This is a genomic window from Apibacter sp. B2966 (assembly GCF_011082485.1).
In the GTDB taxonomy this organism is placed as follows: domain Bacteria; phylum Bacteroidota; class Bacteroidia; order Flavobacteriales; family Weeksellaceae; genus Apibacter.
Genome location: NZ_CP049714.1, coordinates 1,653,380 through 1,666,576 on the forward strand (window position 1 = coordinate 1,653,380; position 13,197 = coordinate 1,666,576).

Here is a 13,197-nt window from a genome sequence, read left to right on the forward strand (position 1 = left end):
AACCTTTGAAAAAAATTATATATATTTTTTATATTTCAAAATCAGAATTTACATCTAATTTTTGAGCAATAATCTTGTTTATTTTATTTTTCAAATAAGGAATGGAAACAGATTCCATTACATCCGCACAGAATGCGAACATAAGTAAAGCTTTAGCTTCTTTCTCATGAATTCCCCTTTGTTTCATATAAAACAAGGCATCATCATCAAGTTGACCTACAGTACATCCATGGGAACATTTCACGTCGTCTGCAAAAATTTCTAACTGAGGTTTCGTATCGATGCTCGAATTTTCAGAAAGCAAAATATTATTATTTTGCTGGAAAGCATTCGTTTTTTGAGCTATTTTATTTACTTTGATTTTTCCGTTAAATATGCCATGTGCAGAATCTTGATATATCCCTCTATAAAGTTCATGGCTTTCACAATTAGGTTGGTTATGTTTAACAAGTGTATGATTTCCCACTTCTTGTCCATCTCCTATAAGGGTAACCCCTTTTAATGTTGAATTGATATTTTCTCCTTTGTGATCAAAAGATAATTCATTGCGAACCGTTTTGCCGCCAAAAGAAAAAGTATGCACAAAGGCGTTACTGTCTTTTTCTTGTTCAATATAGGTAGAGTCTATTAAACAAGAGGAATGTTTATCATCCTGAATTTTATAAAGGCTGAAATTCGTATTTTTTCCAACAAAAATTTCTGTAACTATATTATGAAAGAAGTCCAATTCAGAAAGCGTATGAATTCTTTCAGAAATTTGAATTTGAGACTGATCTTCAATAACAAATAAATTACGAAGGTTGCTAATGGCCTTATATTCTTGTTTTGAATTTATATAGATTAATTCAATTAACTGATTCTCTATTGTTTGTTTAGGTACATAAATAAAAGTTCCTTCTTGATATGATGCCGTATTTAATACGTTAAAATAATTTTCATTATTAGAAATGGAATTTAGCTTAGAGAGAATAATTGTTTGATACGTTTCATTTTGTAATGCTTCAGAAAAAGGAAGCACTTTCCATGAATCCTGTGGGTAATTGGAATACATTGGTGAAATGATTCCATCAATCAAAACTATTTTAAAAGAATTCGATTCATTACCTAAAATACTCTCTATAATCTCTTTAGAAACAGGATTATTTTTTGCAGCTTCATAAGTTTCCGGATTAAAATCTGCTATTTTTGAAAATTTCCAATCTTCATTTTTTGAGGTTGGAAGACTGCTATTCTCTAATGTTTGTTGAGCTTGTTTTATAATTTTTACTAATTCTGTATGTTGTGGAATGTTCATTTTACTAATTTTAGTTAAGAGGATGACTGATTGGCGTATTTGAAAATTATAACCAATCGTAACCTTTTTCTTCTAATTCCAATGCTAATTCTTTAGTTCCCGATTTTATAATTTTTCCGTTCATTAAAACATGTACGAAGTCAGGAACGATATAATCCAATAAGCGTTGGTAATGAGTAATAACTAAAACGGCATTATCTTTATTTTTTAATTTATTAACCCCGTTAGAAACAATACGTAATGCATCAATATCAAGCCCTGAATCCGTTTCATCCAAAATGGATAATTTAGGTTCTAACATAGCCATTTGGAAAATTTCATTTCTTTTCTTTTCACCTCCTGAAAATCCTTCATTAAGAGATCGGGAAAGAAAATCTTTTCTAATTTCAAGCATTTCAGATTTTTCTTTAACTTTTTGTAAAAATTCTTGTGCCGAAATATCTTCCTGTCCGCGAGCTTTGCGGTTAGCATTTATGGCTGCCTTTAAAAAGTTGGAAACGCTAACACCCGGAATTTCCACGGGATATTGAAAAGACATAAATATACCGGCATTGGCTCTTTCTTCAGGGGCAAGGTCTAACAAATTTTTTCCGTCTAAAAGAATGGAACCTTCGGTAACTTCATAATCTTCTCTTCCGGTAATTACATTGGAAAGCGTACTTTTTCCTCCTCCATTAGGACCCATAATCGCATGTACCTCTCCTTTATTAATTTCAAGATTTATTCCTTTAAGTATTTCTTTTTCTCCAATTCTTGCGTGCAAATTTTTTATTGATAGCATTTTTATCGTATATTATCTTAAACTTATTCAAAAACAAATATACTACCTTTATAAATGCTTTAAAAAATAGGTTATAAATTTTATTGATTTCAAAATTGATTAACATTATTTAAATAAATATTTTTCAAAGACTTACTAATACAAATTCCTATTAAATAGAATATTTCACAGAAAAATCGCTCATTTTTAAATACTTCTTATTTAAAAAGTATGTTATAATAAATTCAATTGATGTTGATTTTCTTTAAATTAAGGGTCTTTATCATCAATATCCAGTTTTTTACTTATAATTTTCTTTAAAGCCGATGGAATCCACTTTAAAAGTTGTTCAATGCCATCTAAAATTTCTCCGGTATATGCACCGGTAAGCATACATAATACGTATATAGTATTGTGGGATACATCGGTAAATTCTTGCATCAGTATCCCCATGGAAATTCCTATTATTATGGAAATGGGTGTTTTGATTAGAAGTCTGCATACCGAAGTTCCTTTATATAAGGAACGAGCGATCATACTGATCACAGTAACAAAGATCACACCTTTGTTTTGGATAAAAAAATCAAATAGTGTTTCGTTAATTTCTTTACAATATGGTATCATATGGGCTTTTTAAAGGTTGTTATTTAAGGTTTTAATATGAAATACACTTTAATTATATCATATAAAATATTAATTTTTAGGGTGTCTAGTTTCGATAACAAAAATTATTAGCTTATTACTTCTTGAAAATTAAGGGATAAGAAAAGCTAATAATAAAGAAGCTTTCAATAAAAAGAATAAAAAAAGGAAATTCTTACAAAATGAAATCGGTAACATATCAATAGATAAATCTTAAAAAAAGAATATTTTCTTTCATTTTATTTGTATTCTCGTAATATGGTTGCTTTCTCTTTCAAAATGAAACTCAGGTCGTTTCCATCTTTTTCGACGTATTTCATCTAATTTATCTTCAATTTTATCAATGAGATCGACGGGTATTTCTAAAGGGTAAGACCACTCTAAAATTTTAATCTGATTATGATGGATGATACATCTTTCCTTTAAACTAAGAAATTTTCGAACTTCAGAATCATAGCTTAAACAGGTTCTTAAATCATGGATGTTTAATTTTCTTTTTCTCATGGTATGGTGTATTAATTGGTGAATTAATTCTTTTTAATTGCTAAATGAGACCAGGCTAAATCGGATTATAATTGAATATTAATAATTGGAGCATTTTAGATTCGCGCACTATATTTAACTAAATCGCTATAATTCGTGGAATCAATCTTAAAAATGGTATTTTGTTCTTAATATTCATATAATCATTTATTAGTTCCTATTTAGTTAACATCTTTCTTGTTTGTTTGTAAATCGAAATAAAAGTTTCGATATCTAATAAATTAATTTTCTGGTAATTATATGGGTTTTTAAAAAATTAATGTATATTTACGTTATAATACAAAGCAAACATACAAACATATTTGCAAAAAATAAATAAAATATGAAAAATAACACAAATTTCTTTGAAAGAATAGCTGAGATCATTAAATATAAAGGATTTAGAAGTGTTCATGATTTTGCAATTAATGGGTTGGGATATAGTTCTTCGGAAAAATTAAACCGATTAAAAAGGGAAGGAACTAAACCTTCTTATGATATATTAGAAGATATTGCCAATAAGTTTGATGAAATAAATGTAAATTGGCTTCTTACCGGAAGGGAATCCATGTTAAAAAGAGGATCAGGATTTCCGAGAGGAAAAGAAATTATTACTGTTCCGATAAATGTGCACCGTAAAACGGCGGATCCTGTTAGAGAAATACAAGATGTCCCATTATATGATTTAGAAGCTACAGCCGGTTTGGTTGAGCTTTTTAAGGGGACTTCCAGTGAAGCGGTTCTGGATCGAATTCGTATACCGGGTATAGCTAATTGTGATGGAGGAGTATATGTGAAAGGAGATTCCATGTATCCATTACTGAAAAGTGGTGATATAGTATTATATAAAGAAATAACTTTAGATAAAATTTTTTGGGGAGAAATGTATTTACTATCTATAAAAATTGATGATTGGAGCGAATATATTACCGTTAAGTTTGTCCAAAAATCCGAATTAGGAGACAATTATATAAAGCTGGTTTCACAGAATCAACATCATCAGCCTAAAGATATGTTAATGGAACATATAAATGCTATTGCTTTAATACGAGCAAGTATACGGTTGCATAATTAAATTACTATTTTTAATACGTTTGAGATTTTATACGGTTAAGTAAAATTTATTTGTAAACTTCATAAAGTAACTTTTTTTACTTTAACCGTTTTTTTTAAAACCTGTAGATATTATAAATTTTTTATAAATAAATAATATTGTGATCAATAGTAATTAAAAGCTTATTAATTCAAAATTATATAAGAATATAGATAATCCTCAAATATAAATAGGAAGGAATATTTTAATCCCTGTAATAGATGCGCTTTACTCTGGGCGAAATAGAGGTTAAGACTTCATAAGGAATTGTTTGATACCAGTCAGCATATTCTTTCAAACTAGGATTTTCACCAATTATAATGACTGGATCTCCTTCTTTGCAAGCAATCCCCGTTACATCAATCATCATCATATCCATACAAATATTTCCAATGATAGGAGCTTTCATTCCATGTATCGTTACATATCCTTTACCATTTCCTATGATTCTACGAATACCATCTGCATAGCCAATAGGTAAAGTTGCAATAGAAGAATTTTTTTCAACAACATAATGTCGACCATATCCGACTGTTTCTCCGGGTTTAAGATTGTGAATATTAGAGATAACAGTTTTTAAAGTAATTACATTTTCCAGCATTTTTAAAGCCTTTTCGTTATCAATATATCCATACATACCAATACCTAAACGAACGGCGTCAAATTGATATTCGGGATAATTAAGAATACCGTTTGAATTAGCTATATGAAGAAGAGGTCGATAACCTAATATTTTAACTAATAAATCAAATGAATATTTCAGTCTCGTCGCTTGTAATCTGGTAAATTCTTCTTGCTCTAACACATCGGACACTGCAAAATGACTGAAAACCGATTTTACCTTTACATAAATATTATCTTTTAATAAGTCACCTAATTTTTGAGCTTCATCGGGTTGGAAGCCTAAGCGATGCATTCCGGTATCTATTTTAATATGAATAGGGTAATCCGATACGTTTTTTTCTTTTAATTTTTGTGTAAATAAGTCAAGTTCCCTAAAACTGTATATTTCCGGCTCCAAGTTATATTCAATGACACGATCATAACTGCTGATTTCAGGATTCATAACCATAATGGGCAAATAAATCCCCCGGTCTCTTAATTTAATACCTTCATCCGCATAAGCTACGGCCAGATAGTCTATATGATAATATTGTAAAACTTCTGCAATTTCAAAATTTCCCAAACCGTAAGAAAAAGCCTTAACCATGGCAATAATTTTAGTTTTAGGTTTTAATTGACTTTTGAAATAATTTACATTATTCAAAAGTGAATTCAGATTAACTTCCAGTATGGTATCATGAGATTGAACTTGCAATAATTGAGCAACTTTTTCCAATTCAAACTTGCGGGCCCCTTTAATTAATAGGGCAGCATCTTTTATAGATCGACTTTCTAAAAACTTAATAACTTCTGCCGTGGACAAAAAGCTTTTTAACATAGCATTAAATAAGCTTTGATATTGGTGCATTTTTTCTCCTACTAAAAGGACATGATGTAAAGGAAAAGAATTAACTAAGTCAGCAATTTTTTTATACAATGCAGCTTCAGGAAGACGAGATTGGAAAATATCTGATAATACCAATACTTTTTTAGGTTTATTTTGCTGAAAAAGAAACTGTAAGGCTATTTCCAATGATTGATAATCCGAATTGAAGGTATCGTTTATAATAGTACAATTATTAATTCCCGATACTTGTTCTAAACGCATCGATACCGGTTGCAAATGAAAAATTTTTTCTTGTATAAAATCGTATTTACAACCCAATTCAGAAAGTACGGCTACTAAACATAATGCATTTTGAATAGAGGCATTATCAGTAAAAGGGATAGTATATTTTCTTTTTTCCCTCCAAATGGAAACGTTCAATTCTGTTGTATTACCGGTAAGAGAAATATCTAATAATTGGATGTCTGAATTTTCCTTTCCGAAAGAAATTAATTTTTTATTGGGATACGTTTTTTGAATTATTTTTGAAATAATCGGATCACTTGGATAAATAATTGCACTTGAGTGTTTAAAAAGTTTAATTTTTTCCACAATTTGCTCTTCCCGATCTTTAAAATATTCGGAATGAGCTGCCAGTACATTTGTGAGAACTCCAATCGAAGGATGCAAAACATCTTCCTGTTTATCCATTTCACCGGGTTTGGAAATTCCGACTTCAAAAATTCCTAAATTGTGTTTAGATGTAATTTGTAATAGAGATAAGGGAAGTCCAATTTGAGAATTAAAACTCTTAGGACTTTTTATAATTGAAAATTCATCCCATAAACATTGGTCAAGCCATTCTTTTAGTATGGTTTTACCATTACTTCCGGTAATGCCTATGGTTAGAAGATTAGGAAAAGAAGTTGCGTGATGACGAGCCCATTTTTGCAATGCAGAAACCGTATCATCCACTATCAAATATGTAGCATCGGGATGCATTGAGGGAATATGCGACGCTATAAAAATTCGAACCGATTTATTATAAGCATCTTCCATATAAGTATGTCCGTCTCGAACTCCTTTAAATGCAATAAAAGTACCATCTGCAGGAGATACTATATTTCGGCTGTCATAGAAAACATGTTTAATTATTCTATCAGGATTGCCGATGAGTTGGGCATCAATAATTCGGGCCAGTTGAGATGCGGAATATTTCATCGTAGAACCTCTAGTTAAATTTAATCCTTTTTATGTACTTTTTCCTTATTCATTATCTCCCAAAAAGCTTGCCTGCTTAGAGGTTCATATTTGTCCTTTTCTCCTAATTCCACCAAGTTCTCACCGGATGAAATTCTATGGGAATAATTAGCTAAATTTCCGGTTTTTACGCAAACAGCATGTACTTTTGTTACGTATTCGGCGGTAGCCATTAAAAAGGGCATCGGGCCAAAAGGTCTGCCTTTAAAATCCATATCCAAACCTGCAACTATAACTCGTTTTCCTTGATTGGCAAGTAGATTGCAAACTTCCACTATAGTATCGCTAAAAAACTGAGCTTCATCGATTCCTACAACATCGCAATCGGCTGCCAAAAGAGGAATTTCTAAAGGATTGTCAATAGGAGTGCTGGGATAAGAAGTTTGATCATGGGAAACTACCAATGTTTCATCATATCTTACATCCATGGCAGGTTTGAAAATTTCAACCTTTTGTTTTGCAAATTCTGCACGTTTAAGTCTGCGTATAAGTTCTTCTGTTTTACCGGAGAACATGGAACCGCAAATTACTTCAATCCAGCCAGTTTGTTGAGTGCTATTTGTTGTATTTTCAAGAAACATTTGTAAATTTCGGGTCTTTAATAAAAATTTTTACAAAAGTAGAAATTAACGAACATATTAAAAAGCAAATTATGAATGCTAAAGAAATATTTCAAAAGGAAGTTCTAGAGGAAATCAAATCTATTGCCGGAGAAATTAGCCGTGTGCAAAGCTTTTCAGGTCTTTTGTCACATCAGCAGAAAATTCAAAACTTATACGAAAAATTTATTTTTTTAAAACAAATATCTACTTCTAAATATCAGCAGATCCTTGAAAATTTAGAAAGTAATGGAAAAGTTCAGGAAAAGAAAGTAGAGGTTAGAGATTTTTATGAAACGGACAAAGAGGCGGCAAGTGAAGTGTCTGATCCTATAGACTCAATAAAAAAAGATAATGTTGAAAACAATGTAATCACAGAAGAACAAAAAGTTGAGGAGCCCTTTGTAGAAGCAGTTGATACAACTGAAGAGATGAGAAAATCAGAGGAAGAAAATTTAAAAAAAATGGATTCTCTGAATATCCGAATTGCAGAAATAAAACCTCAAGAAAAGAATAGAATTGTACGACCAATTAATTTAGATTTTAATGATTCCATAGCATTTATCAGTCAATTGTTTAATGGCAGCAAATCAGATATGGATAATGAATTTGCCCAATTGAACCAAACGCATACCATAGAAGAAGCAAAAAGATGGATGGAAGAAATGTTCGTAAAATATAATTGGAAAAACAAAGAAGAATATGTGGAACGTCTATCCGGTTTAATAGTTCACAGATTTGATTCTTAAAAGTTTATAAAGTATATGAGTGGAAAGCTATATTTAATTCCAACTCCTATAGGAAATCTGGAAGATATAACCCTGCGGGCTTTACGGCTTTTAAAGGAAGTAGACTTAATTTTGGCTGAAGATACTCGTACTTCCGGTAAGCTTTTAAAGCATTACGATATCCAAACGCCGATGCAATCATACCATATGTTTAATGAACATCAAAAAACAGAGGGATATACTCAGCAGATTTCTGAAGGACGTGTCATTGCTTTAATCACCGATGCCGGAACTCCGGGAATCTCGGATCCCGGATATATGCTTGTAAAATCGTGTATCGAAAAAAATATATCGGTAGAATGCCTTCCGGGAGCAACGGCTTTTGTTCCTGCCCTGGCTATCTCAGGTCTTCCTTCTCATGAATTTATTTTTGTAGGCTTTTTACCGGCCAAAAAAGGAAGGCAAACAAAACTTAAAGAGCTATCTCAAGAGAGCAGAACTATTATTTTATATGAAAGCCCCCATAAAATAAATACTACTTTGGAACAAATCTCTGAAATCTTCGGAGAAGATCGAAGAGTTAGCATAAGCAGGGAACTTACCAAAATGTATGAAGAAACGTTGCGGGGTAGCGTAGGCGAAATAGTAAAAATATGCAAAGAAAAGCCTTTGAAAGGTGAAATAGTTTTACTAATTGAAGGAAAATAAGTATCTTTAGATTTATGATTTCCAACCGGTGTAAATACGCTTTAAAAGCTTTAATCTATATAGCAAGACAAGATAAGGATAAAAGTATATTGTCGACAGAAATCTCTAATGATGAAAATATTCCCAAAAAGTTTTTGGAAAATATTTTAAGAGACCTTAAGAATGCACAATTTTTAACCAGTAGAAGAGGAGCAAAAGGAGGGTATCGATTGAATAAAGACCCCGAAAAAGTAACCTTGATAGAAGTAATTCGATTAATGGATGGCCCGATCGCATTATTGCCTTGTGTGTCGATTATGTACCATCAGCCGTGTGATACTTGTACAACAGAAGATACTTGTACCATACGAGATGTATTTATAGAAGTTCGAGATGCAACCTTAGAAATCTATAGAAAAACAACCTTAGCAAGTTTGGCAAAAAAGAAAAATAAGTTATCTTTGTGATCGAAAATTCGGGGCTGTAGCTCAGCTGGCTAGAGTGTTAGACTGGCAGTCTAAAGGTCGTGGGTTCGAGCCCCATCAGCTCCACATGATTAAAATTCAAATATCTGATACACCGAATTATAATATTTGGTGTTTTTTATTTTTAGGCAATATCTATAAAGCCGGTTTGATTTTTATTTTCAATAAATAAATATTATTTTACTTATTAAACAGTTTCTCTATTAAATCATTTTTTCATAAAGTGCTTATTTTATAATATAGAATTCTACTATTTTTTCAATAGGATAAATAGCATATTTATAATGAACAGCGTAACTGAATGATTCATCTTGACATGTATTTATTATAATAATACCCTTTACTTTATAAATCTTAATGGTTTCAATAAGAAAATGTAGAGCAGAAGCATTTTTATCTAGAATATTATCATTTATTTACTCCTTTTTCTCAAGTTTAGATACCGTTTGTTAAGAAAGTTTCAACTTATTTAACTATTCTTCCAGTTAAACTCTTAATAATTCGAGAAGATATTACATTTCTTCCATGATGCATTTTTGGATCTAGCTCGAAAATAAGTTTTCCCTAACATTTTTTATTATAAACAATTTTCCCATCATTGTTTTTATATTCAATTAATTATAGATACATGAAACAAATAATGGTTTATAAAATTGATTTGTTTTTGTTTAGTGTCAAAGTATTAAGTATATAAGTCTTTTACTTTTTGTTGTTTTATTTTATATTAATGTATATATTTATCCTTTAATTTTGACGTTATGTTGATATACAATGGTGTTAGAAGAAATATGGAAAATCGATAAACAAGCTCTTAATAAAAACCAAAAGGAAGCTATTTTAAATACAGAAGGCCCCCTGCTAATAATTGCGGGTCCAGGAGCAGGTAAAACAAAAACCCTTGTGGAACGTGTAGTTTACCTTATATCAAAAGGTGTTAATGCAGAGACTATACTTGTTGCTACATTCACTGAGAAAGCAGCAAAAGAACTTGTCACAAGAATTTCAAATCGATTATTACAACTTGGGATAGATATTAATCTCAATGAAATGTATATTGGTACACTACATTCTATTTTTCTTAGAATATTGGAAGAATATAGAGAGTTTACGAGTCTTAAACGAAACTATAATATTCTTGATCAATTTGACCAACGATATCTTATATTTAGAAATATCAATAGATTCACAGCAGTTGAAAATAGTGACTTCATTTGGAAGATAAATTTATCCAATTGGATTAAAGCTGATATCGTTGTAAAATATGTATCTAAAATAGCAGAAGAATATATCGACCCTGATGAGCTATACAATTCTGATGAGCCTGATTTACAAGTGATTGGTGATTTCTACAAAGAATATCAAAAACTGCTGAAAGAAGAAAATGTTATTGATTTTGCTACTATACAGAGTAAAGCTCTTGGGTTATTAGAGTACAATCCTGATATATTAGCAGAATTGCAGAATAAGATTAAATATATTATGATTGATGAATATCAAGATACTAATACTATTCAAGAACGTCTTATTCTATTACTAGCTGACAAACACAAAAATATTTGTGTTGTTGGAGATGATGATCAAAGTTTATATCGTTTTCGAGGAGCTTCTATACGCAATATTTTAGAGTTTTCTACACACTTTGAAAAAGGGACTTGTAAAAAGGTTACATTAGATACCAATTATCGTTCACACCCTGATATTATCAATTTCTATAACAGGTTTATGAACAGACATAATTGGAATCATAATGGTAAAACTTTCAGATACGAAAAGACTATCAAACCAAATGATGGTGAATATCCAAACATTCCTGCTGTAATCAAAGTATCTAAACATAATGATAAAGAAGCTTATCATCAAGAAGTTTATAATTTCATCAAAGATTTAAAAGATAAGGGTGTACTGACTGATTACAATCAAATAGCATTTCTATTCAAATCTGTTCAAAGTGACCAAGCCATTGGATTAGCTGAATTTTTAGAAGATAAGGGCATACCTGTTTTCTCACCACGTTCCAAGATGTTTTTTGAACGTGAAGAAATACGTTTGCTGATTGGTGCATTTGTTACCATATTTCCTAACCTATTTCAACGTCTGAAATGGAATGATACAGCAGAATTGGATATATGGTATTATTATAGAGGTTGTCAAGTAGAATTTATGAATGAGTTTACGAAAGACTCACAAACTCACAAAACACTTTATAAGTGGACTTTGAGTAAGATGAAAGCTCATACTAACTTTTCTCAAAGTACCAACTATGCATTTGCTGCCCTTTTGTATCAACTTCTTGAATTTCCAATGTTTTCAAAATATTTGGATGTCAACCTACAAGAAAAGAAAACAGACCTGAGAGCAACATATAATATCGCTATGTTCTCCAAACTATTATTTAAGTTTGAACATACCTATAATATCACTGTTTTTACAGAAAAGAATATTGACAGAACATTAAAAGAATTGTTTAATAAATTCTTACGATTTTTGAAGGAAGGTGGTCTTGAAGAATATGAAGACTTTGAAGAATACGCTCCCTCAGGTTGTATTTCATTTATGACTATTCACCAATCCAAAGGGCTTGAATTCCCTATTGTTATTGTTGGTTCATTAAACGCATCACCACGAGAACAATATGATGATATTGACTTGAAACTTCAATCAGACTACTATCACAAGCCACCCTTCGAACCTATTAAAAAAACTAAGTATTATGACTTTTACAGGTTGTTTTATACTGCTTTTTCAAGACCTCAGAACCTATTGGTATTATCAGCTTGTACAAGAGAGGGACAAGGACGCACACCATCCAAACATTTTGCGGATACTTTTAATAAATTGCCATCTTGGACAGATGAACGTTTTAAACCCGAATTGCTTGAATTAGAAAACCTAAAACCCATCAATATAAAGCATGAATATGCTTTTACATCCGATATCTTATTATATGAAAACTGTCCTTTACAATATAAATTCTATAAAGAATTAGGATTTGTTGAAGTTCGTACAGGGGGCGTTTTAGGGGGTAGTTTATTACATCAAACGATTGAAGATATTCATCGTGCAGTATTGAAGAAAGAAGAAAATAAGCTCACTAATTATAATATAACCGATTGGTTTAATCGTAATTATCAACTATTATCCAAACAGCAAAGAAGTTATCTACACCAAGGACAGCTTAACGCATTGTTGAAACAGGTGTTAAGGTATCGTGACCGCAATCAGAGTCGTTGGAATTTGATATTAGAAACCGAAGTTGATGTGTCTTTGGTAAAAGAAGATTATATTCTGAAAGGAACTATCGACCTTATAAAGGGTGATAATGAAACAGTAGAATTGGTAGACTTTAAGTCAGGAGATAAACCTGATGTAAACTCAACAGACCCTAAAGTGCGAAAATTGTTGAACCAATACCAACGTCAATTGGAAGTTTATGCACATATTATCGAAAAAAACAAAGGTGTAAAAATAAGTAAACTGCATTTGTACTACCCAAAAGAAGATGATGGTATTCCATACATTACTTTTAAAGCAAATATAGATAACATAAACGCTACGATTGATATATTTTCTGAGGTAGTAAACAGAATAGAATCAAAAGATTACGATATGAGTCGTACGCCTAAAGGTGAAAAGCAATGCGGTGAATGTGATATGCGATATTATTGTAATCCACATACGTTTAGTGAATAAAAGAAAGA

Annotated in this window: 11 protein-coding genes and 1 tRNA gene; 6 read left to right on the forward strand and 6 right to left on the reverse strand. The window is 31.1% G+C overall.

The features are described 5' to 3' along the window. Window positions 1–28: 28 nt before the first annotated feature. From sufD to G8C43_RS07185, 4 genes are all read right to left on the reverse strand, one after another. A complete protein-coding gene (sufD, locus tag G8C43_RS07170) occupies window positions 29–1,294 on the reverse strand; it encodes a Fe-S cluster assembly protein SufD (RefSeq protein WP_166005117.1) in 1,266 nt (421 codons plus the stop codon). Window positions 1,295–1,340: 46 nt separating this feature from the next. After that, window positions 1,341–2,075 (reverse strand): Fe-S cluster assembly ATPase SufC, encoded by a 735-nt coding sequence (sufC, locus tag G8C43_RS07175; protein ID WP_160542566.1) that lies wholly within the window; start codon window positions 2,073–2,075, stop codon window positions 1,341–1,343. Between the two features lie 249 nt (window positions 2,076–2,324). Further along, window positions 2,325–2,678 (reverse strand): hypothetical protein, encoded by a 354-nt coding sequence (locus G8C43_RS07180; RefSeq protein ID WP_166005119.1) that lies wholly within the window; start codon window positions 2,676–2,678, stop codon window positions 2,325–2,327. 252 nt (window positions 2,679–2,930) lie between these two features. Beyond that, entirely contained in the window at window positions 2,931–3,200 is a 270-nt protein-coding gene (locus tag G8C43_RS07185) for a hypothetical protein (protein ID WP_105296408.1), read from the reverse strand. 361 nt (window positions 3,201–3,561) lie between these two features. Between G8C43_RS07185 and G8C43_RS07190 the strand changes: the two genes are divergently transcribed. Beyond that, window positions 3,562–4,293 carry a S24 family peptidase gene (locus G8C43_RS07190; RefSeq protein WP_185150456.1) on the forward strand — a complete coding sequence of 244 codons (732 nt, stop codon included), beginning with the start codon at window positions 3,562–3,564 and terminating at the stop codon, window positions 4,291–4,293. A 223-nt stretch (window positions 4,294–4,516) separates the two neighbouring features. On the opposite strand, the gene G8C43_RS07195 is transcribed toward G8C43_RS07190, so the two are convergent. Then, entirely contained in the window at window positions 4,517–6,961 is a 2,445-nt protein-coding gene (locus tag G8C43_RS07195) for a bifunctional UDP-N-acetylmuramoyl-tripeptide:D-alanyl-D-alanine ligase/alanine racemase (protein WP_166005121.1), read from the reverse strand. 20 nt (window positions 6,962–6,981) lie between these two features. Next, entirely contained in the window at window positions 6,982–7,581 is a 600-nt protein-coding gene (locus G8C43_RS07200) for a thymidine kinase (RefSeq protein ID WP_166005123.1), read from the reverse strand. A 71-nt stretch (window positions 7,582–7,652) separates the two neighbouring features. On the opposite strand from G8C43_RS07200, the gene G8C43_RS07205 reads away from it, so the two are divergent. The 5 genes from G8C43_RS07205 (at window position 7,653) to G8C43_RS07225 (ending at window position 13,189) form a co-directional block, all read left to right on the forward strand. Beyond that, window positions 7,653–8,348, forward strand: a complete 696-nt coding sequence (locus tag G8C43_RS07205) for a hypothetical protein (RefSeq protein ID WP_166005125.1) — start codon at window positions 7,653–7,655, stop codon at window positions 8,346–8,348. Window positions 8,349–8,363: 15 nt separating this feature from the next. After that, window positions 8,364–9,035 carry a 16S rRNA (cytidine(1402)-2'-O)-methyltransferase gene (gene rsmI, locus G8C43_RS07210; RefSeq protein ID WP_166005127.1) on the forward strand — a complete coding sequence of 224 codons (672 nt, stop codon included), beginning with the start codon at window positions 8,364–8,366 and terminating at the stop codon, window positions 9,033–9,035. A 14-nt stretch (window positions 9,036–9,049) separates the two neighbouring features. Beyond that, on the forward strand, window positions 9,050–9,481 hold the full coding sequence (locus tag G8C43_RS07215) for an RrF2 family transcriptional regulator (protein WP_105296402.1): 432 nt from the start codon (window positions 9,050–9,052) through the stop codon (window positions 9,479–9,481). A 10-nt stretch (window positions 9,482–9,491) separates the two neighbouring features. Continuing rightward, window positions 9,492–9,565: transfer RNA gene (locus tag G8C43_RS07220), tRNA-Ala, on the forward strand. A gap of 705 nt (window positions 9,566–10,270) precedes the next feature. Beyond that, window positions 10,271–13,189 carry an ATP-dependent helicase gene (locus G8C43_RS07225; RefSeq protein ID WP_166005129.1) on the forward strand — a complete coding sequence of 973 codons (2,919 nt, stop codon included), beginning with the start codon at window positions 10,271–10,273 and terminating at the stop codon, window positions 13,187–13,189. The last annotated feature ends 8 nt before the right edge of the window (window positions 13,190–13,197 follow it).

What these genes read in the sequence shown, in the direction of transcription:
- sufD (WP_166005117.1), bottom strand. Translation starts at nt 1,294, where the DNA reads ATGAACATTCCACAACATACAGAATTAGTAAAAATTATAAAACAAGCT.
- sufC (WP_160542566.1), bottom strand. Translation starts at nt 2,075, where the DNA reads ATGCTATCAATAAAAAATTTGCACGCAAGAATTGGAGAAAAAGAAATA.
- G8C43_RS07180 (WP_166005119.1), bottom strand. Translation starts at nt 2,678, where the DNA reads ATGATACCATATTGTAAAGAAATTAACGAAACACTATTTGATTTTTTT.
- G8C43_RS07185 (WP_105296408.1), bottom strand. Translation starts at nt 3,200, where the DNA reads ATGAGAAAAAGAAAATTAAACATCCATGATTTAAGAACCTGTTTAAGC.
- G8C43_RS07190 (WP_185150456.1), top strand. Translation starts at nt 3,562, where the DNA reads ATGAAAAATAACACAAATTTCTTTGAAAGAATAGCTGAGATCATTAAA.
- G8C43_RS07195 (WP_166005121.1), bottom strand. Translation starts at nt 6,961, where the DNA reads ATGAAATATTCCGCATCTCAACTGGCCCGAATTATTGATGCCCAACTC.
- G8C43_RS07200 (WP_166005123.1), bottom strand. Translation starts at nt 7,581, where the DNA reads ATGTTTCTTGAAAATACAACAAATAGCACTCAACAAACTGGCTGGATT.
- G8C43_RS07205 (WP_166005125.1), top strand. Translation starts at nt 7,653, where the DNA reads ATGAATGCTAAAGAAATATTTCAAAAGGAAGTTCTAGAGGAAATCAAA.
- rsmI (WP_166005127.1), top strand. Translation starts at nt 8,364, where the DNA reads ATGAGTGGAAAGCTATATTTAATTCCAACTCCTATAGGAAATCTGGAA.
- G8C43_RS07215 (WP_105296402.1), top strand. Translation starts at nt 9,050, where the DNA reads ATGATTTCCAACCGGTGTAAATACGCTTTAAAAGCTTTAATCTATATA.
- G8C43_RS07225 (WP_166005129.1), top strand. Translation starts at nt 10,271, where the DNA reads ATGGTGTTAGAAGAAATATGGAAAATCGATAAACAAGCTCTTAATAAA.